The organism is Streptosporangium fragile, assembly GCF_039534445.1.
In the GTDB taxonomy this organism is placed as follows: domain Bacteria; phylum Actinomycetota; class Actinomycetes; order Streptosporangiales; family Streptosporangiaceae; genus Streptosporangium; species Streptosporangium fragile.
Genome location: NZ_BAAAVI010000082.1, coordinates 12,280 through 33,026, shown reverse-complemented (window position 1 = coordinate 33,026; position 20,747 = coordinate 12,280). Strand labels below are relative to the sequence as shown.

Sequence of the window (20,747 nt, the reverse complement as noted above, 5' to 3'; positions counted from 1 at the left end):
CGGGGAGGGCACACCCCGCCTTCCACCCCGGCCGGCCGGTCATCGCCGGAAGGGGTGCCAGGAGCCGGTCGTTCATGACGGGGCCGTCCGCAAGGGAGGCGGCCCCGTCGACCACCACCAAGGAGAGGAAACACGATGGAGCTCGACATCACCGCTCTGGACATGCTCCTCGCCAAACAGGAAACTCCAGCGATCTGCATGGTCACCTGCGGTCCCAAAACGTACCAGCACGTCACCGAGACCTGACGTGCATGATCGTGTGACGTCCGGCGGATCCCGGTGAGGCCCGAAGCGCGGCGGGGACCGGGTTTCCCCGCGCAAGACGGGGCCCGTCCCAGGCCGTGAGTGCCGTACGCCCGGCACGCAAGCGCACGGGCGTCACGCCGCGCGGTTTCCCAGGGAGCACCTTCCGCTCTTTCGAGGAAGGTGCTCGACCATCTGGATGATTCCCGCCGCTAGTCATGGCCGGCGGCCTTGGTTACGGCGGTTCCGCGTCGGAGAAGGAGAGACGATGCCAGATCATGGGGCAGACCTGTCACCGGATCGGGTGACGCACCGGCACGCCGATCGCCTTCTCGGTTCGCTGGCGCGCGGGGCGTGGGCGCCGCTGGCGGTGGTCGCGGTGTCCGCGGTCGTCGCGGCCGTCGCCGCGCTGGCCCTGCCGGCCGTGCTGGCCACCGCGGTGGACGCGGTGCTGACCGGCCAAGGAGCGCAGGGCGCCGCGCTCGGTCTGACCCTGGTACTGGCTGTTGCCACCTGCGCCGACCTGGCGGGCGGCATCGCCGGCGCGGCGTCCACCGCGGCCGCCACGGCGGCCCTGCGGCTGCGGTTCACCGCCCACGTGCTCGCGCTCGGCATCACCGGAACCCGCCGCTTCCCGGCCGGGGAGTTGACCAACCGGCTGGTGAGCAACACCGCCACCGCCGGATACGTGCCGGTGACGCTGCTGCGCATGGCGATCGGGCTGCTCAGCTCCGTCGGCGGCATCGTCGCGCTGTTCGTGATCGACTGGCGGGTGGGGGCGGCGTTCCTGACCGGGGTGCCCATCGCCCTTGTCGTCATCCGCGCCTTCGTCACCCGCGCCTCGGATCTGTACGGTCGCTACCAGGCCGCCCAGGGGGGGTTGGCCGCGCGCCTGACCGGCACCCTGGCCGGGATCCGCACCGTGCGGGCCGCGGGCACCGCCGACCGGGAGATCACCCGGGTGCTCGCCCCGCTGGCCGAGCTGTCGGCGGCCGGGCACGCCCTGTGGCGGGCCCAGGCCCGCAGCGTGTGGCAGATCACCCTGCTGCTGTCACTCATCGAGGTGGCCGTGCTCGCCGTGGCCGGGCTGGGCGTCGCCGACGGCCGCCTGGCCCCCGGCCAGCTGCTGGCCGCGGCCGGGTATGCCGCGCTCGGGCTGGGCCTGCTGGAGCAGACCGACGCGCTGATGGAGCTGGCCCATGCCCGCGCCGCGGCCCGCCGGGTGCAACAGGTGCTCGCCCTGCCCGCCCCGGCCCCGGGCACCGGCCCGCTGCCCGACGGCCCGGGCGCGCTGTCGCTGTGCGGCGTCACCGTGGCGGGAGACGACGGCCCGCTGCTGGACGACGTCACCGTGGAGATCCCGGCCGGGGCGCTGACCGCGGTGGTCGGCCGCTCCGGCGCGGGCAAGAGCACCCTGGCCCTGCTGGCCGGCCGGCTGATCGACCCCGACCGCGGCCGGGTGCTGCTCGACGGCCACCCGGTGGACGAACTGGACTCCGGCGCGCTGCGCGATGTGGTCGCCTACGCCTTCGAACGCCCGGCGCTGCTGGGCGCCGACCTGGCCGGAGCCATCGCCTACGGGCTGCCGGCGGCCGACCGGGAGCGCGTGCGGGCGGCGGCGCGCGCCGCGCACATCGACGCCGTGATCGCCCGGCTGCCCGGCGGGTACGCCACCCCGGTCGGCACCGCCCCGCTGTCCGGTGGGGAGCTGCAGCGCCTGGGCCTGGCCCGCGCCCTGGTCCGGCACGCCCGGCTGACCGTGCTGGACGACGCCACCTCCAGCCTGGACACCGCCACCGAGGCCCAGGTGACCGGCACGCTGACCGAGGCGATGCGCGGGCGCACCCGGCTGGTCATCGCCCACCGGGCCACCACCGCCGCCCGCGCCGACCTGGTGCTCTGGCTGGACGAGGGCCGCATCCGCGCCCGCGGCACCCACCGCGAACTGTGGCAGGACCCGGCCTACCGCGCCCTGTTCGCCGCCGAGACCGGGTCCTCCGCCCGGACATCCTCCGAGGAGGAGCCATGCCCGGCCCGTCCCTGACCCACCCGCTGCCCAACCCCGGACCCACCCCCGCCGCGACCATGACGACCCCGCCCGAGGATCGCTCCACCGCCGGTGGAGGCCGGCTGCTGTGGGCGCTGCTACGCCCCCGCCGGCGCGCCCTGGCCGCGGCCCTGGCCTGGTCCGTCATCGAGGCGCTCCCCGCGCTGCTGTCCGGCTCCCTCATCGCCGCGGCCGCCGACCACGGCTTCCTGGCCGGCCGCCCGGGCGTCGGCCTGGCCTGGCTCGGCGCCCTCGCCCTCGCCCTGCTCATCAAGGCCGCGGCCACCCGGCTGATGTTCCCGCACCTGGCCGCCGTGACCGAACCACTCCGCGACGACCTGGTACGCGCCGTGGTCACCGCCACCATCACCCGCGCCGCCACCGGCACCCACCCCCCCGACACCGCCGCGGTGACCCGCCTGACCGCGCAGGTGGACACCGTGCGCAACCTGGTCACCGCACTGCTACGCAGCAGTCGCGCCCTGGGCATGTCCCTGATCGCCGCCCTGGCCGGACTGCTGGTGCTGTCCCCGCCGGCCGCCGCCATCGTCGCCGGACCGGTGACCGCGGCCCTGCTGGTGTTCGCCTGGCTGCTGCGCCACCTCACCGCCCGCCAGCGCGCACTCGTCCTGGCCGACGAGACACTCACCACCCACGCCACCCCCATCCTGACCGGGCTGCGCGACGTGGCCGCCTGCGGCGCACACGACCAGGCGTACGCGACCGTGCAGGCCGCGGTCGACGCCCAGGCCGCGGCCACCCGGGCGCTGGCCTGGGCCGGCACCGGCCGGCGCCTCATCGTCACCCTGGGGGCGCACCTGCCCCTGGTCATCCTGCTGCTGGCCGCCCCGTCCCTGACCGGCGGCGGCCACCTGAGCGCCGGCGAGGTCGTCGGCGCGGTCACCTACCTGGTGACCGGCCTCAGCCCCGCCCTGGGCGCGCTCACCGGCAGCGTCGGCGCCTGGGGAGTGACCCTCGCCGTCACCCTGCACCGGCTCGCCCAGACCATCACGCCCACCCCGATGTCCCCCGCCGCCGGGTCGCACCCGGCGTCCCCCACCGCACCGGCGCGCACGCCTGCCCCGACGCCCGCCCCACCCCGCTCAGCCGGCGCGGACGCCCGGCCCCGCCCGGTCGCGGTCCGCAACGGCTACGACCTGCGCGCCGACCGCCTCGGCTTCGCCTACGCCCCCCAGGCCGCCCCAATCGTGCGCGACCTGGACCTCACCGTCGCCGAGGACGAGCACCTGGCCGTGGTCGGCCCCAGCGGCATCGGCAAATCCACGCTGTCCCTGCTCCTGACCGGCCTGCACCCCCCCACCGAGGGCCGGATCCGGCTCGGCGGCGTCCCGCTGACCGCCATCCCCGAGCCCGAACTGCGGGCGGTGCTGGCCCTGGTCCCCCAGGAGGCATACGTCTTCACCGGCACGGTCCGCGACAACCTCGCCTACCTGCGCCCCGAACCCGACGCGGGGCCGGCCGACACCCACCTGCTCGACGCCCGGCTGCGCGCCGCCGCCACCGCCGTGGGCGCCGACGCGCTCATCACACGGCTCGGCGGCCTGGACGGCGTGATCGACGACCCCTCCGCCCTGTCCGCGGGCGAGCGGCAACTGCTCGCCCTGGCCCGCGTCCACGCCTCACCCGCACGCATCGTCGTGCTGGACGAGGCCACCTGCCACCTGGACCCGGCCGCCGAGGCCCACGCCGAAACGGCGTTCGCCGCCCGGGAGGGCACCCTCGTCGTGATCGCACACCGCATCAGCTCCGCGCTCCGGGCACAGCGCATCCTGCTGCTGGACGGCACCGCCGCGCTCACCGGAACCCATCACGACCTGATCGCCCGCTCACCCCTGTACGCCGACCTGGTCGGCCACTGGCAAGACCACGACCACCCGGCGACCGGTGGCTGACCACCGGCGACCCCCGCTGCGACGCCCGCCGCTCACCCGAGGCCCCGCGCCCTCGCCGCGGTGCCCGGGACCGGCGGGCCGTCGCGGAGCCTCCCGCGGTGCCCAGGCTCAGCGGATCGTCCACCAGCCCGGAAGCATGAGCGGCCCGTACGAGGGCAGGCCGAGCTCGGCGGCGAGGTGGGCGATCGGGCCCCACGCCTCCAGACGGACCCGGGCCAGGGCTGCCGCCTTGTCCTCGCTGGACTCCGCCGGACGCAGGCGCTCCAGCGGGTTCAGCTTCGGGTAGGACCGCACCGGGGCGTCGGCGGGCAGACCGGCCTTCTTACGGGCCAGGGCCAGGGCGTCCTCCAGACCGCCCAGCTCGTCGACCAGGCCACCCTCGCGGGCGTCGGCGCCGGTCCAGACACGACCCCTGGCCAGCTCGTGGACGCGCTCGCGGGACAGCCCCCGGCCCTCGGCGACCTTGTTCACGAAGTCGTCGTAGACCCGGTCGAGCCAGGCGTTGACCCGCGCCCACTGGGCCTCCGAGAAGGCGTTGGTGGCGGAGAACATCCCGGCGTTGGCGCCTTCGCCGACGCTCTCGGAGGTCACACCGATCTTCTCCAGCAGCCCGCCGATGACCGCCTTGCCGCCGAAGACGCCGATGGAGCCGGTGAGCGTGCCCGGCTGGGCCACGATCACGTCGGCGGCCATGGAGACCATGTAGCCGCCGGAGGCGGCCAGGTCGCCCATGGAGATCACGATGGGCTTGCCCGCCTTGCGGGTCAGCACCACCTCGCGCCAGATGGCGTCGGAGGCCACGTACGAGCCGCCGGGGCTGTCGACCCGGAAGACGACGGCTTTGACGTTGTCATCGCGCCGGGCCGCGCGCAGCGCCGCGCAGATCGTGTCGGAGCCCATCGCGCCGCCGCCGCCCAGCGGGCTGCGCCCGCTGCGGCCGAGCCGGATCGCGCCGCTGCCGTGGACCAGCGCGACGGTCTGCTCGCCCGGGTGCGGCAGCTTCCTGGCGATCGGCCCCTTGGCGTAGCGGCCGACGTACAGCAGCATGGCGTCGTCACCAACGGACCGCTTGACCTCGTCGTACACCTCGTCGCGGTAGGCCATCCGGTCGACGAGCCCGGCCTCGACGGCCTCGGCGCCGATGAACGGGCCCCGGTCGATGAGCTCGCGGGCCTTGGTCGCGTCGATCCCGCGCCCCTCCGCGATGCCCGCGACGATCTGCTCGGTGACCGACTCGGTGATGCGGCTCATCGACTCGCGGTGGGCCTCGGTCATGCGGTCCTGGGTGAAGGTGTTGGCCGCGGTCTTGTACTCGTGCCGCTGGCCGAGCTGGTACTCCACCCCGAGCTTGCCGAGCGCGCCCCGCACGAAGCGCTGCTCCATCGCCACACCGGTCAGCCCGACGTCGCCCGACGGCTGCAGGTAGACCCGTTCGAACGCGGTGGCCAGGTAGTAGGGGACGGTACCGGCGCCGAACTCGCCGAACGTCTCGGCGAACGCCACCGTCAGCTTGCCCGCCGCCCGGAACAGGGCCACGGCCTGACGCAACTCCTGGACGACCGCCAGCCCCAGCGGCTGGATGCCGATCTTGACGACCAGCGCCTTGACGCGGTCGTCCTTACGGGCGCGTTTGAGCCCGGACAGCACGTCGCTCAGGCTCGTCCTGCGCATCGCCAGGATGGCGCCCAGCGGATCCGCCGGAGGACCCTCGGTGAGGCCCTCGGTGAGGTCGAGCTCAAGGACCAGGGGAGCGGTACGCCGCTGCCGGATCCGGTCGACGGTGTCGATGATCACCTTGGTCGCGTCCATGCCCCACACCCTAAGCGACATATTCCGGGCTCATGCCGCGCGTTTGGCGTTCACTTTCTTTTTCAGGAGAGAGGTGTATGCGGCGGTGGATGTGCCCTTGAGGCGCTTCTGCTCGGTTTCGGTGAGGACCTGCTTGAGCGTGGCGGACTTGCCGACCTTCGCGGTGAAGTTGACCCCGCCGTGGGCCCAGTTCAGCCAGGCGGCCAGCAGTTCGCTGTCCAGCTTGGTCCGCGCGGTCTTCTTGGCGGGCTTGAGCACCCGGTAGGCCGTGCCCAGGGTGGAGGCACGGGTGAGTTCGGAGAAGACCCTGCTCGCCTTGCTCACCATGCCCAGGTAGCAGCTGAGCGTGGTGTCCGGCAGCTGACCCTTGCCCCGCGTGATCTCCACCGCCCACTGCGCCGCGGTGAGCGTCCTGGCCGACGTGCCGCGCGTGCACACCGCCGCGGGGTCCGCGGGCGGGCTGGCGGTCACGGTCACCGTGACGGTCACCGTCGGCAGCGGGACCGGCGTGGGTTCCGGCTCGGTCGGCGTGGCGGACGGGGAGGGGCCGGAGCTCGGCTCGGGGCTGGGGTCGTCGGCCGGGTCGTCGGCGGGGTCGTCGGTCGAGCCGTCACCCGGGTCGTCCGTGGATCCGTCACCCGGCGCGGGATCCTGGGACACGCCCGGCGAGGGGGCGGCGCCCAGGAGCGCCGCGTTCAGGTCGAGGCGCGGAGTGGTCACCCCGCCGTAGGTGATCGGGCGGCCCGCCGCCTTGAGCTTGTCGACGAGCGCGTCCGGGGCCTCGGTGAACTTCTCCGCCATCAGCGCCAGGGCGCCGGTGACGTGCGGGGTGGACATCGAGGTGCCGCTGTAGACCTGGCGTCCGCCGCCCGGCACCGCGGAGTCGACCTCCGACCCGGGGGCGAACAGGTCGAGCACGGAGCCGTAGTTGGACCAGGAGGGAACCTGGTCGTCGTCGCCCGTCGCGCCCACGGTCACCGAGCCGGAGAAGCAGCCGGGCGCCCCGGCCGCGGCCAGGCCCTCGTTCCCGGCGGCGGCGACGGCGACCACACCCTTGGCACGCAGGGCCTCGATCCGGGACTTCAACTCCTCCAGCCCGGGTTCGGCGTCGCACGTTCCCTCGAAGAGGCCGCCGCCGAGGCTGAGGTTCACCGCGACGAGGTCCGGGCGGCTGTCCTTGAGCTTCGCGACGTGGTCGAGGGCCTGGAGGAGGGAGGACTCGTAGGCGGTCAGGCAGACGCCGCCCTCGTCCGCGCAGTCGTTGATCCGGCTGAAGACCTGGATCGCCACGATGCCCGCCTCCGGGGCGACGGCGTGGGCGATGCCCGCCACGTGGGTGCCGTGGTCGCACAGGTTGACCCCGTTGTGGACGCAGGCGGGCGTCTCGGCGTCGGCGGAGCCGGGGCCCGTCGTCCTGCCCTCGGGGCACAGCGACTGCGCGCCGGAGTCCGTCGAGGAGAAGCAGGCCTCGTCCACGACCTTGCCCCCGAGATCGGGGTGGTCGGCGTCGATCCCGGTGTCGATGACGGCGATCGTCTTGCCCTGCCCCTTCACTCCCGCGGCGTGCGCCTTGTCGGCGCCGATCACCTGCAGGCCGGAGGCCAGCGAGGCGGGGGAGAAGGTTCGGTCGCGCCGGATGGAGCGCACCCGGGGGTCCTCGGCCAGCTCGGCCAGGGACTCCCCGGTCGCCTCGACGACGATGAACGAGGTCTCCGGCGGGGCGGCGACGATCTGGGCGCCGGGCAGTTGCTGCGCCTCCCCGGCCACCGGCGCCGCCTCCGTGGGACTGGCCAGTTCCACGATGACCCGGGCCCCGTCGTCGTCGGCGGCGAGCCCGGCCTCCAGCTTGGGCGTCGCGGGCGGGGTTCCGCCGTCGGCGGGCGGATCTTCGGCGGGCGGGGCCGTACCGTCGGCCGGTGGGTTCTCGGCCGGTGGGTTCTCGGCGGGCGGGGCCTCGGCGGGTGGGACCTGGCCCTCCGCGGGGGCGGCCGACGGGCTCGGGCTCGCGGAGACGACGGGGGGAGCGGGTGGATCCTCGGCCAGGGCCGGTACGGCGGGAGCGATGGTAAGCACGATCACCATGGCCGCGAGGGCTCGAAGTCGCACACGTCCTCCGGGGGATCAAACGGGCGATTGGGAGTCTAGGCAGCCATACGGTCTCGGTGAAGACTTTGTCCCGGATTCAGAGGATCTTTGCAGCAAATGCTCGACCCCCCGCGGCGTGACGCGCACGGAGGGCCGAGTGGTGGAAATATTACTTGAGGCCGTTGGCGATCGCGGTGATGAGTTCACCGTCGGTGGTGTCGCCGCTGGTCTCCCAGAAGAACGCACCGCCCAGACCCCGGCTCTTGGCGTAGGCCATCTTGCCGGCGATGGTCGCGGGGGTGTCGTAGCTCCACCAGTTGCCGCCGCAGAAGGCGTAGGCGGTGCCGCCGACGGTGCCGGTGGCCGGGCACTTGGTCTTCAGGACCTTGTAGTCCTCGATGCCCTGCTCGTAGGTCCCGGGAGCGGGACCGGTCGCCGTGCCGCCCGGTGCCGCCTGGGTCACGCCCGACCAGCCGCGGCCGTAGAAGCCGATGCCGAGCAGGAGCTTGCTCGCCGGGATGCCCTTGGACGTGAGCTTCTGGATCGCGGCGTCGGAGTTGAAGCCGTCCTTCGGAATACCGGGGTAGGAGGTCAGCGGCGAGTGCGGGGCCGTCGGGCCCTGGGCGTTGAAGGCGCCGAAGTAGTCGTAGGTCATCGGCATGAGCCAGTCGAGGTTCGAGATGGCGCCGGCGTAGTCGGTGGCGTCGATCTTGCCGCCGGTGGAGCCGTCGGCGGTGATGGCCGCGGTGACCAGCTTGCCGGGGCCGAACTTGGCGCGCAGGGCCGAGATCAGGTTCTTGAACGCGTTGGGACCGCTGGTGTCGCAGGTGAGGCCGCAGGCGTTGGGGTACTCCCAGTCGATGTCGATGCCGTCGAACAGGCCCGCCCAGCGGGGGTCGTTGAGCAGGGCGTGGCACGAGTCGGCGAAGGCCGCCGGGTTGGCCGCGGCCTGGGTGAAGCCGCCGGACCAGGTCCAGCCGCCGAAGGACCAGATCAGCTTGATGTGCGGGTACTTCGCCTTCAGCTTGCGGAGCTGGTTGAAGTTGCCGCGCAGCGGGGCGTCCCAGGTGTCGGCCACGCCGTCCACGCTGTTCTCCGCGGTGAAGCTCTTCTCGTAGGCGGCGTAGGCGTCACCGACGCTGCACCGGCCGCCGGAGGTGTTGCCGAAGGCGTACAGGATGTGGGTCAGCTTCGCCGCCGACCCGTTGTCGACCAGGTTCTTCACCTGGAACTTGCGGTCGTAGGTGCCCCACTCGGTGAAGTAACCCACGATCTTCTTGCCCGAGGGGTCGGGGTCGACGGTGGGAGTGACCGTCGGGGTGGGCGTCGGGTCCACGGTGGGGGTCACCGTCGGCGTCGGGGTGGGGCCGGGGTTGCCGGTGCCGTCGCAGGCGGCGCCGTTGAGCTTGCAGTTCAGCACGCCGGACAGCCCGCCGGGCGCGCCGTTGAAACCGAAGCTCACCGAGGCGCCCGCCGCGAGCGAGCCGTTCCAGGCCTTGTTGACGAAGGTGTAGTGGTCGCCGCTCTTCGTCATGTCCGCGTCCCAGGCGGAGCTGATCGAGGTGCCGGCGGGGAGGTCGAACTCGACCTTCCAGCTCGACAGCGCGCCGGTACCGGCTTTCACGGTGACCTTGCCCTCGAAACCGGAACCCCAGTCTGAGGCCTTCGAGAAGGTCGCGGTGGCGGGCGTGGCGGCCGTCGCGGTGCCGATCCCGAGCGGGACGAGCAGCGCCGCTGCCGCGGCTAAGGAGCCGATGGTGATTTTTCGCAAGGATCGCTCCAGGTCAGATAGTGTCTAGCCCCCGTATTTAAAGGAAAGTTTCCTATTAATTTATAGAGCGTAGATCGCTGTTCCTGGGCGGTCAATGCCTTGCTCGCGGATATAAGGCTGATTTAAGGCAGGCGGCCCGGCCGCCGGACCGGTAGGGCCGCCGGGGCGCCGGGGCAGACACGAGGGCGGGCGCCCGCCATGGGGGAGCCCCGGCGCACGGAGGCAGCCCGCCCGGGGCGTCGAGGGGCGGCCGCCCGCCGGCGGCGCGGCGAAGGTGCCGGTCACCGTACGCGAAAGGGCCGGTCACCGTATGCGAAGGGGCCGGTCACCGTATGCGAAGGGGCCGGTCACCTACCGTGTGACCGGCCCGGATCCGGGAAGGCGCCGCCTCGCCCGGTTGACGTGCTTCTTCGGAGACGCCGTGGTGGCGGCGATCCGGAGACGCCGTGGTGGCGGCGATCCGCGCCGCAGTGGTTCCGCGGTCGCGGCGGAGCCTCTCAGCCGTGGCGATCGCGCTCTTCAGCGTGGTGCCGCTCCTGATGCCGCCGATCTGTGGTCAGGCCGGCTCGGCCTCCTTCGGGCCCTCCGGGCGGTCGTCCACGGCCGGTTCCACCGGAACCTGCGGAGTCCGCTCCCGGGCCGGCAGCTCGCTGAGGATCTGCTTCTCCGCGGCCTCGATGATCTCCACTGCCCGCTCGTCCGCGGCGGGTTCCCGCACACCGGTGTGGCGGAGCCAGAGGGCGCCCAGCGGCGGGACGCGCAGGGTGGTGGAGTACGGCAGGCCGTGGTGGGGCTCCTCGACGGCCTCGACGGCGCCGAGGTTGCCCACACCGCTGCCGGCGTAGTCGTAGGCGTCGGTGTTCAGCGACTCCTCCCAGGTGCCGGCGTACGGCAGCCCGAGGTGGTAGCCCTCGTGCGGGCCGCCGGAGAAGTTGACCACGCAGGCGACGGCCGAGCCGTCCTCGGCGTAGCGGAGGAAGGAGAACACGTTGCCCTGCGCGTCGTCGGCGTCGATCCAGCGGAACCCCTCGGGGGAGAAGTCGGAGCTCCACAGCGCGGGGGTCTCCCGGTAGATCCGGTTGAGGTCGCGGACCAGCCGCTGGACCCCCTTGTGCCCGTCGAAGTCGAGCACCCACCAGTCGAGCCCGCGCTCCTCCGACCACTCCGAGCCCTGGCCGAACTCCCCACCCATGAACAGCAGTTGCTTGCCGGGGTGGGCCCACATGAACGCGAACAGCGCGCGGAGGTTGGCGAAGCGCTGCCACTCGTCGCCGGGCATCTTGCCGAGCAGCGACCCCTTGCCGTGCACCACCTCGTCGTGCGAGAGCGGCAGCACGAAGTTCTCCGAGTACGCGTACATCAGGGAGAACGTCATCTGGTGGTGGTGGTACTGCCGGAAGATCGGCTCGTGCCTCAGGTAGGCGAGCGTGTCGTGCATCCAGCCCATGTTCCACTTGAACCCGAAGCCGAGCCCGCCCAGGTGCACCGGCCGGGAGACACCCGGCCAGGCGGTCGACTCCTCCGCGACGGTGATGATGCCCGGCGCCTCCCGGTAGGCGACCGCGTTCATCTCCTTGAGGAACTCCACCGCGTCGAGGTTCTCCCGGCCGCCGTACTGGTTGGGCGTCCACTCGCCCTCGCGCCGCGAGTAGTCGAGGTAGAGCATCGAGGCGACCGCGTCGACGCGCAGCCCGTCGACGTGGAACTCGCGCAGCCAGAACAGCGCGTTGGCGACCAGGAAGTTGCGCACCTCCCGGCGCCCGAAGTCGAAGACGTAGGTGCCCCAGTCGGGGTGTTCCCCTCGGGCCGGGTCGGCGTGCTCGTACAGCGGCGTGCCGTCGAACCTGGCCAGTGCCCAGTCGTCCATCGGGAAGTGCGCGGGCACCCAGTCGACCAGCACCCCGATGCCCGCCTGGTGCAGCCGGTCGACGAGGTGGCGGAAGTCGTCGGGGGTGCCGAAGCGGGCCGTCGGCGCGTAGTAGGAGGTCACCTGGTAACCCCAGGAGCCGCCGAACGGGTGCTCGGCCACCGGCATGAACTCCACGTGGGTGAACCCCATGTCGGTCACGTAGTCGACCAGTTCGGTGGCCAGTTCCCGGTACGACAGCCCCGGCCGCCACGAGCCGAGGTGCACCTCGTAGACGCTCATCGGCTCCCGCAGCGCGTCGGACTCCGCGCGTCGGCGCATCCACTCCTCGTCCTGCCAGGAGTACCGGGAGTGGTCGATCACGGACGCGGTGGCGGGTGGCAGCTCGGTGCGCCGGGCCATCGGGTCGGCCTTGGCCCGCCAGACCCCGTCGGCACCCAGGATGCTGAACTTGTAGCGGTCGCCCTCGCCGACGCCGGGGACGAACAGCTCCCACACGCCCGACCCGCCGAGCGAGCGCATCGGGTAGGCCGTGCCGTCCCAGTGGTTGAAGTCGCCGATGATCCGGATGCCGCGGGCGTTGGGGGCCCACACGGCGAACGCGGTGCCGTCCTCGTCCTCGTGGCGCATGACCCGCGCGCCGAGGACCTCCCAGAGCCGTTCGTGCCGCCCCTCGGCGATCAGGTGCAGGTCCACCTCGCCCAGGGTGGGCCAGTGCCGGTAGGGATCACCGGTCTCGTACGGCTCGCCGCCCGGGTAGGTGATGCGCAGCCGGTACTCGGGGATCTTGTCGAGCCCGGGGATCGTCACCGCGAACACCCCGTGGGCGACGTGCTTCAGGTCGTGCGCCACGCCGTCCACCACCGCCTGGACCTTCTCCGCCAGCGGCCGCAGCGCCCTGACGGTCACGCCTTCCGGTCCCAGGTGTGCCCCGAGGATCGAGTGCGGGTCGTGGTGCGCGCCGCCGGCCAGGCGGTCGAGGTCCAAATGCGCGTTCATGGGTCACTCCCGTAGATCGATATCCCCTACCCTGCCCTACTCAGGCGCTACAACCCATGCCCTTGTCCGCTATCACCATGCGTGTTGCGAAAACGTGCGGATATGTGGGGGAGGAACGTCCCGATTGTTATTGGTTGGGTCTTATGGAGATACTCTCCAGCGGCTGAGCTGATCACACAGGGAACGGTGGCCCATACGGCAGATCGGCGCGGGTTCCGTGCCGTGACGCGGCGGTGTCCGCGGCCGGTCGGCCGGGGGTGCCGCGCCGCGGTCCGGTGGTGTCCGCGGCCGGATCAGCGCGGGTTCCGTGCCGTGACGTCGCGGGGGGTGATGCGGAATCCCTGCCAGTGGGTCGGCATGGGATCGGCGTCCTCGTCGCGGGCGACGTGGTGGTAGCCGACGTTGACCCACAGGACGGGGTCGGTGAGCCGCTCGCCGTTGACGTAGCGGTCGACGGAGTCGGCGCACCGTGGGGACGGGTTGACGCTCGCCAGGCGCTCACAGGAGCGGTAATCGGTGACGTAGACGTCGGCGCGGGTGAAGGCCTCGTCGGCAGGGCCGCGGTACCGGTCGCTGTCAGAGTTGTTGATCTCCCAGGAGACGCGGTGCCGGTCGGTGTTGTGCACCCGCCGGTCGACCACGCGCCACCAGCGCATCGGCTCGCTGACGGCCTTGGCCTCCCGGGTGAAGGTGGTCCGTTTGATCCTGCGCTTCGTCGTGCCCGACCCGGTGAAGTCGTACTGCTCGACGACGTCGTCCGCCCGGCCCGCCACATCGAAGTCGAGGCGCCAGAAGATGTTGTGGGTGTGGCTCGCCTCGAACGACCTGGCGCCCACCCCGATCGGCCAGCCGTACTGCGGCGTGGTGGTGAACCCGGACAGCGACCCCGTGGCCCCCACGCGCGGGGTGATCGCACCGTCGTCGGAGAAGGCCCATTCGGCGAGGTATGTGTACCACCCCACCTGGAAGGCGGCGAAGACCACCAGGTCGGTCCCCTGGGCGGAGATGCTCTGCTCCTCGGGGACGGACTTGAGATAGGCATGGCCGCGCGCCCGGGTCGTCACGCAGACGAACTGCTCTCGGCGCTCGCCGAGCGGGCAGTCGGCGGCCCGCAGCGGGACGGCGGCGTGGCCGAGCGCCCCGATGTCGTGGTAGCGGGGCTCGCCCTTGTCGTAGGGGACGTGGATCTGGGCCAGCGCGGTGCTGCGCAGCACGGCGGTCGCCCGGCCGTTCCGCGGGGTGTAGACGATCTTGGTGAGGGCCAGGCCCTCGACGGTGCGCATCTCCCAGCAGAGCTGCCAGCGCGCTCCGTTCGGCAGGGTCCTGTCGATGCGGTACGGCGCGTTGCACGGCGTCGCCGGGGCCCGGGTCACGCTCGTGGCCTCCCTCGCCCCGGGCACCTGCCGGACCGGTGCGTGCGCGGCCGAGGCCGGTGCGGCGTACGCGGGCCCGGCGGCCCCCGTCGGATACGTCGCGATGAGGCCGCCGGTGAGCACGGCACAGGAGAGGGCGAGGGGGGCGAGGCGGAGGAACACGGGTCACCACTCCAAGGTGTGGATCTTCTTGGCGGACAGGTCGACGACGATCCGGCTGGTGTCGAGCCAGGTGCCGTCGGGCAGCCGGACGAACAGCCGCAGACATCGGTGGACCCCGCACCGCCGGGCGGGCCCGTCCTCGCCGGTCGGCGTGAAGATCAGCCCGCGCAGCCCCAGCTCCGCCGCGGACCCGAGACGCCCGCCTCCCGCCTTGGCGAAGGCGTCGCGCACGCCCTTTCCGTACTGCCGGTGGGCCAGCAGCAGCTCGGCGGCCGTCGTCTCCGCCGCCGTCGACGGCGGAGGCTGCACCCCGCGTGTCACGGTCTCCCGCACGACCCTGCCCCGTCCGAGGTCGACGGTCCGCACGATGAGCCGGTCGGTGCCGTAGTCGTACAGGTAGGCGTCGGCGCGCCGGCGGACCGGGGCGTCCTTGTCGTCGTCGCGCTCGACGTAGAGCAGCTCGATGCGGCCGGCCGCCATGTGCGCCCGGGAGCCGGCCGACGCGATCGCGGTGGCCCGGGCGACCTCCTGGCTCGTCAGCGGATCCTCCGGCGCGGGTGTCCGCGGGACGGCCCCCGCCGCCTGCGACCCCTGCTCGCCGGGCACGAACAGCACCGCCCCCGCGACAGCCGCCACCCCCGCCCCCGCGAGCGCCAGCATGACCAGTCTTCGCCCCATGAGAGCCCTCTTTACTCACCGTTGACCTTCCCTTGCGAAGGGTAGTCATCGGTCGGCGGGGGAGCAGGCGAAAGGCGTATTGCGTTTTTGGTGCGTGTTGCCGGATTCCGTGGGCCCGCAGAGGCGGTGGTCAGGCGTTCCGGGTTCGGCGGAGCGGGTCACCCGGGGCTTCGGGCGTGTGTCCACGGTCCCGATCGCCGAGCCGGCCGGGTGGCACCCGAGCGGGCGGGGCGACTGCGGGTCGTGCTCGTGTCCTTGTTCGTGTTACCGGGGTGAAGGTCGCCGTCTTGGACCTTCCCGGGAACCGGGCGATCGGAACCCTCGCGGTGACGAAGAAGCGCGGTGGACCGGTCGCCGGCCGGGGCGCGGAGGTCGCCATGGGCAGCGCCAGGGACGTCGCCAAGGGCGGCGGCAGTGGGACGGCGGCGGGGCTCGACGGGTGCGCGACCGCGGTGGGCATGGTCGGGGACGGTGACGACGGGAACACCGTCACGGCTGCGGTGGGTACCGGGCCTCGTTCGGCGGCGCGGGCGTCGCCGCAGGCCCCGGTCAGCGCGAGCACAAGCAGCCCTGCCGTGACGGCGCCTGCGCGGGAAAACATGCGTTGATCATCATGTGGCGCTGAATACGGTGTCAAGATACGGCGTGGAATTCCGCGAATCGCGTATGAGAAATGCCTCGGGAAGGGATATCCGCACGGCGAAGTGGTATCCGAATTCACCGACGCCGGCAACGGGAGAACCGTATCGGCGTCACGCTCTCCCGAGGAAAGTGCCAGAGGGTGCCTGAACAGGCCGCGAGCGCAGGTTTTCGGCTGTTCCCCGGGTTCTCGCCGGCGGTGGCCGTCATGCGTCGACATCATGCCGCAGCCGGTGCCGCGCGCCCTTTCTGTGCTGTTCCGGATACGGGGGTGGGGGCGTCGCAGGCCGGTTTCCTCATGGCGGATCGGAATGGTGGGATCCGGCGGTGATGGAGACGACCGGGGCCGCAGGCGCGGGCGTGACGTCACCCCTGCGCTCGCGGGGCGGCGGAGGAACCCGCCGATCTGTGGTCCGTGGCCTTGGCATCGCAGGTGGAAAGCGTTCTCAGGGGTGAGGCCGACCGCGGACTCCGGATGAGAGCCGTTGGAACTTTCGGATTCCCTGTCGCTGCCCGGTGGTGGCGGGCCAGGCTGTCTCCGCCCCGCGGCCGGTGGAATTGCCGGTCCGAATCCTGCCGGATCTAGGTCATTTGTTCGAACTAGCGTTGACCGTAGATGATCTACAGGGAGGAAAGAACATGGATCTGCAGCTTTCCGGCAAGGTCGCGGTCGTCACCGGGGCCTCCAAGGGGATCGGCCTGGCCGTCACCCGGACGCTCCTGGCGGAGGGCGCCCGCGTGGTGGCGGCGTCCCGGAAGAGTGGTGCCGGGCTCGACGAGCTGGCCGGGGACGGCCTGGTGCACGTGCCGGTCGACCTGATGGACCCCGAGGCGCCCGGCCGGGTCGTGGCGCGGGCGGTGGAGGAGTTCGGCGGGCTCGACATCCTGGTGAACAACGCCGGCGGTCCGCCGCCCGGTGTGCGCCTGCCGCGTTTCTCGTTCCTGGCTCCCACCGACGAGGACTGGCGGGAGATGTTCGAGTTCAACCTGTTCTCCGTGGTCCGCGCCGTCCGCGCCGCGATCCCGGCGATGCTCCGGCGGGGCGGTGGCGCGATCGTCAACGTCTCCTCCGGCAGCGCCCGGCAGCCCGCTCCGATGAACGTCGACTACAACGCGGCGAAGGCGGGGCTGCACAACCTCGGCAAGGCGCTGTCGGAGGAGTTCGGCCCGCAGGGCATCCGCGTGAACACGGTCTCCCCGGGACCGGTGCGCACCGCGTGGTGGACCGAGGAGGGCGGCGCGGCCGACATCATCGCCGCTCAGGCGGGTACCGACCGCGACACCGTGATGGACAGCGTCGCGCCGGAGATGATGAAGCTGACCACCGGCCGCCTCGTCGACCCGCAGGAGGTCGCCGACGTGATCGCCCTGCTGGTCTCGCCCCGTTCGGGGAGCACGACCGGCGCGGACGTCGCCGTCGACGCCGGGTTCTTCAAGGCGGTCTGATCCCGGATCGCTCCTGCGCGCACCACCGGGCATCCCGGAGCGACCGTGATTTTTAGTGATTTACCATAAAACATTCCATATGTCCGACATTGGAATGATATAAGGGATTTATGGGCTGATGTCAATGGTGGTGTGGCGTGTTGATCGGCCTTTTTCCTTTCCTTGTGTGTATAACGACGCAGACGATTTCCCGGACGGCCGCTTACCTGAGAACTGTCCACAACTCGGAAATCCGAAAGGATACCCAATCATGTCGCGTATGCGGCGCCACATCGCCACCATGGCACTGACCGCGGCCGGCCTGGCCACCACCGTCACCCTCGCGACACCCGCCCACGCGGCCGGGGCCACCGTCACGGTGGGGTCGTTCGGGAACATGTCCGTCGTGGGAACGTTCGGTGACGACAGCATCGACATCAACCTGTTCGGCGGCAACGTCACCGTGAGCTCCGTCCTGCACGCGGTCACCGCGGGTGCGGGGTGCAGCCAGCTGGGGCCCAGCGTGGTCTCCTGCCCCGGAGTCTCGACCGTCACGGTCAACGTCAGGCCCGGCAACGACACCGTGCGCAACAACACCGCCCTGTTCGCCGAGATCTTCGGTTCGTCGGGCTCCGACCGCCTTTCCGGTGGTTCCGGCCGCGACATCCTCGTCGGCGGCAGCGGCAACGATTTCCTGTTCGGCAACGGCGGCAACGACATCACCGACGGCGGTGCCGACTTCGACACCTGCGTCGGCGAGTCCGAGCCCAACTGCGAGGCGTAGCGGGGCGGGAAGACCGTGCGGGCTCCGGAACGGGGTGACAGGCCTCGGGGAGGCCGGGAAGCGGGGGCGGGGATCAGTGCTCCATCGCTGGTCCCCGCACTCGGCCTCCCCGGCGGCCGGTCGGTCTGCGAGATCCGGCGGCCGGCGCGGCCGGAGCGCGTGGGCGACACCGGAGGCCGCCTCGCCGGGGTGCCCGCGAAGCTGTCGCGGCTGTGGAAGAAGAGCAGCCACTGTCGGCGGTCCGTCACGCGACCGTGCCGGAGAAAGGGGCCTACCGGCCGCCGTCCGGTCCGCCGTCCGGTCCGCCGTCCGGTCCGCCGTCCGGTCCGCCGGGGCGGGCGACGGCGCTCGCATTGTCCCGGCCCGGCCCGGCCCATCCCATCCCCGCCCGGCCCATCCCATCCCCGTCCGGCCCGGCCCGGCCCGGCCCATTCCGGCCCGGCCCATCCCGCCTCGTCCCTTCCCGGGCCCGCCGGGCCGTGCCCTGATCGGCCACCATTGCCGTCGGAGAAAACCGCTCCCCATCGATCTATGAATGTGGTATCGGGCGGACATCGGGAATGTCGCCCGCGCCGGCAGTCGTGTGGGGCGGGGTAAGCCCTTATCGTGCGTGATCGAAATGTGACGCAAAATGACTTTTGTGCGAATCCCCCCGCAAGTGTTGACCTCGCTGCCGCCGATTGCGATCCTCGTTCGGAAAGGAGGCGAGACGTGCCGCGAGTGCGGGTCAGTGGAGTAGTCCGCTGCTGATCAGGCGCAACGCCGTCACGGGCGCCATCTGTTACGCCAGGCTGTCCAACCCCGGGGCTCACCGAGAATCGTGTCTCCTCGCGGCCGCACAGAGTTGTCAGGCTTTTCCCGGCCGGAGCGGAATGCGTGACCGGCGTGCCGACGCCGAGCGATCAGGAGATGGGAGCGGTAAGGAGGTTGGATTTCGTGCGGATGCCGGCTGACGCGGTCATCTCGACATGGCTGAGGCGGCTTCTCCTGAACCGAACGACCCTGCCGTAAGGGCGCGCATCGTCACTTCATCGCGACCGGGCACCGGCAATGGATTCGACGAGTTCGGGGGCTTCTGGTGACAAAGGATATCGAGGCTGGTGGAACGCCGCCGACGCCCGAGGGCGCGGCACAGGACCTGGCATCGCTCGTGGAAAAGGACAGGGCCGAATTCTGGGCCGCATGCGAGCGCGTCCTCGACACGATGAGCGGGCCGGTCGCCGACGACGCGGCGGCTCGCCGTCATATTCTGGCCGAAGCCGAGCTGATCCTGTCCGACATGGTGGAGAGCCTGCGGGCCGGGCACGCACGGGTGACCGAGAACAACCGGCGGGCGGCCGGCGGCAACGGCGGGAGCGCCGCCGCGCGGGACGCCCATCCCCGCGACTCGCTGCTGTTCTGGGACGCGTTCTTCGACATCGTGCTGCGCCGGCTGGTCGCCTACGTGGATCTCGGCGAGGAGTCGCGCGACCCGTTCGGGCTGGCGGTCTCCGTCCTCTACCGGAGCATCACGTCGAGGCTCTCGGACGGCCTGGTCTCCTACTCCGGCCGGCTGCTCAACAAGGTCCACGAGGCCCAGCTCGACGAGCGGAGCCGCATCACCCGCGAGCTGCACGACCGGGTGGGCTTCTGGCTCAACACGGCCTTCCGGCAGATGGAGCTGTACGACGTCGCCAGGGAACGCGGAACGGACCTGGGCAAGGCCACCGAGCGCGTCGAGAGGGCGCGCTTCGCCGTACGGGAGGCCATGCGGAGCCTGCGTGCGACGACCTCGGAGCTCCGGTTGCAGGAGCCGGTGAAGAACCTGGAGAAGGCCCTGTCGGCCGCGTTCGCCGCGCTGCCGGCCAACGAGGCGGTCTTCCGCCTCAACGTCAACGGGGACGAGGAGTGGGCGCCGAACGCCGTCAAGGACGAGGTGTTCCTCATCACCAGGGAGGCGGTCCGCAACGCGGTCGTGCACGGCCGTCCCAAGCTCGTGGTCATCGGCGTGCACATCGCCCCGCACGAGCTGCGTGTGTACGTCGACGACGACGGCGCCGGGTTCGATCCCGCGGAGAAGAGCGGGGGCATCGGCCTGTCGGCGATGCGGGAACGCGCCGAACTGCTGAACGGCGCGCTGACCGTGTCCACGGTGCAGGGGAGGGGCACCCATGTCGAGCTCTTCGTCCCGATTCCCGAGCGCGGCGATGCCTGATCCGGCGCGGACGGCGATCCTGATCGTCGACGACCACGCGCTGGTACGGGACGGCGTTCGGGAGATCCTGGAGACCCAGGAGGACATGGTCGTCGTCGGCGAGGCGAGCGACAGCCGTACCGCCGTCGCCCTGGCAGCCGAGATGAGGCCGCAGGTCGTGCTGCTCGACATCGGCATCCCCGGAGACGACGCCGTCACCACGGTGGGCCGGATCCGGGCGCTCTCGCCCGGCACGGCCGTGGTCGTCCTCAGCATGTTCGAGGGCCCGCACCTGCTGCGGAGCCTGCTGGACGCGGGCATCCGGGGTTACCTGCTCAAGAGCGCCACCCGGCAGGAACTCGTGGCCGCGATCCGCAGCGTCTCCGCCGACGACACCCGGGTGGTGCTCTCGGTCTCCCAGGAGAGCCTGCTCCATCTGCGCGGGCCCGCCGAGGAGGTGCTGACCGCGACGGAGCGCGAGATCCTCCAGCTCACCGCGGAGGCCCTGAGCAACGCCCAGATCGCCGCCCAGCTCTCTCTCACCGAGGCGGCGGTCAAGCGGCATCTCGGCAAGATCTTCGGCAAGCTGGAGGCCGTCTCGCGGATCGACGCGGTGAACAAGGCGGTGGCCGCGTCGCTGATCACGGTCGGGGCGGGGACCTCGGGCCAGTCCGGCCCCGCCGGGCCGGCGCAGGGGGCCCGCCCGAAGCGCCAGTCGCCGAGGCGGGACCGGCCGGATCGGGAGGCGAGGACGTCCGGAGGCGGCGAACGGTGACCCG

13 protein-coding genes are annotated in these 20,747 nt (G+C 71.8%); 7 read left to right on the top strand and 6 right to left on the bottom strand.

The annotated features are described in order from the left end of the window. Window positions 1-511: 511 nt before the first annotated feature. Entirely contained in the window at window positions 512-2,287 is a 1,776-nt protein-coding gene (locus tag ABD841_RS35150; protein WP_344980815.1) for an ABC transporter ATP-binding protein, read from the top strand. After that, window positions 2,269-4,203 carry an ATP-binding cassette domain-containing protein gene (locus ABD841_RS35145; protein WP_344980813.1) on the top strand — a complete coding sequence of 645 codons (1,935 nt, stop codon included), beginning with the start codon at window positions 2,269-2,271 and terminating at the stop codon, window positions 4,201-4,203. Before ABD841_RS35150 ends, ABD841_RS35145 begins: the two co-directional genes overlap by 19 nt. 108 nt (window positions 4,204-4,311) lie before the next feature. Here the strand turns inward: ABD841_RS35145 and sppA are convergent, their stop codons facing one another. The 6 genes from sppA to ABD841_RS35115 all read right to left on the bottom strand — a co-directional run bounded on the left by sppA (window position 4,312) and on the right by ABD841_RS35115 (window position 14,947). Beyond that, window positions 4,312-6,012, bottom strand: a complete 1,701-nt coding sequence (gene sppA, locus ABD841_RS35140) for a signal peptide peptidase SppA (protein ID WP_344980811.1) — start codon at window positions 6,010-6,012, stop codon at window positions 4,312-4,314. 30 nt (window positions 6,013-6,042) lie between these two features. Then, entirely contained in the window at window positions 6,043-8,094 is a 2,052-nt protein-coding gene (locus tag ABD841_RS35135; RefSeq protein WP_344980810.1) for a S8 family peptidase, read from the bottom strand. A 172-nt stretch (window positions 8,095-8,266) separates the two neighbouring features. After that, entirely contained in the window at window positions 8,267-9,868 is a 1,602-nt protein-coding gene (locus tag ABD841_RS35130) for a glycosyl hydrolase family 18 protein (protein WP_344980808.1), read from the bottom strand. Window positions 9,869-10,424: 556 nt separating this feature from the next. Beyond that, the gene (gene glgB / locus ABD841_RS35125; RefSeq protein ID WP_344980806.1) at window positions 10,425-12,734 is read right to left on the bottom strand and encodes a 1,4-alpha-glucan branching protein GlgB; all 2,310 of its coding nucleotides are present in this window, start codon (window positions 12,732-12,734) and stop codon (window positions 10,425-10,427) included. 293 nt (window positions 12,735-13,027) lie between these two features. Then, window positions 13,028-14,269, bottom strand: a complete 1,242-nt coding sequence (locus tag ABD841_RS35120; protein WP_344980804.1) for a copper amine oxidase — start codon at window positions 14,267-14,269, stop codon at window positions 13,028-13,030. Window positions 14,270-14,272: 3 nt separating this feature from the next. Next, a complete protein-coding gene (locus ABD841_RS35115; RefSeq protein ID WP_344980803.1) occupies window positions 14,273-14,947 on the bottom strand; it encodes a hypothetical protein in 675 nt (224 codons plus the stop codon). A gap of 287 nt (window positions 14,948-15,234) precedes the next feature. On the opposite strand from ABD841_RS35115, the gene ABD841_RS35110 reads away from it, so the two are divergent. From ABD841_RS35110 to ABD841_RS35090, 5 genes are all read left to right on the top strand, one after another. Beyond that, a complete protein-coding gene (locus ABD841_RS35110; protein WP_344980801.1) occupies window positions 15,235-15,555 on the top strand; it encodes a hypothetical protein in 321 nt (106 codons plus the stop codon). Between the two features lie 670 nt (window positions 15,556-16,225). Beyond that, complete coding sequence (locus tag ABD841_RS35105) at window positions 16,226-17,032, top strand: SDR family NAD(P)-dependent oxidoreductase (RefSeq protein ID WP_344980799.1); 807 nt, start codon at window positions 16,226-16,228, stop codon at window positions 17,030-17,032. Window positions 17,033-17,282: 250 nt separating this feature from the next. After that, window positions 17,283-17,795 (top strand): calcium-binding protein, encoded by a 513-nt coding sequence (locus ABD841_RS35100; protein WP_344980798.1) that lies wholly within the window; start codon window positions 17,283-17,285, stop codon window positions 17,793-17,795. Window positions 17,796-18,945: 1,150 nt separating this feature from the next. Next, complete coding sequence (locus tag ABD841_RS35095) at window positions 18,946-19,989, top strand: sensor histidine kinase (protein WP_344980796.1); 1,044 nt, start codon at window positions 18,946-18,948, stop codon at window positions 19,987-19,989. Continuing rightward, window positions 19,982-20,743, top strand: a complete 762-nt coding sequence (locus ABD841_RS35090) for a response regulator transcription factor (protein ID WP_344980794.1) — start codon at window positions 19,982-19,984, stop codon at window positions 20,741-20,743. Before ABD841_RS35095 ends, ABD841_RS35090 begins: the two co-directional genes overlap by 8 nt. Window positions 20,744-20,747 lie beyond the last annotated feature (4 nt).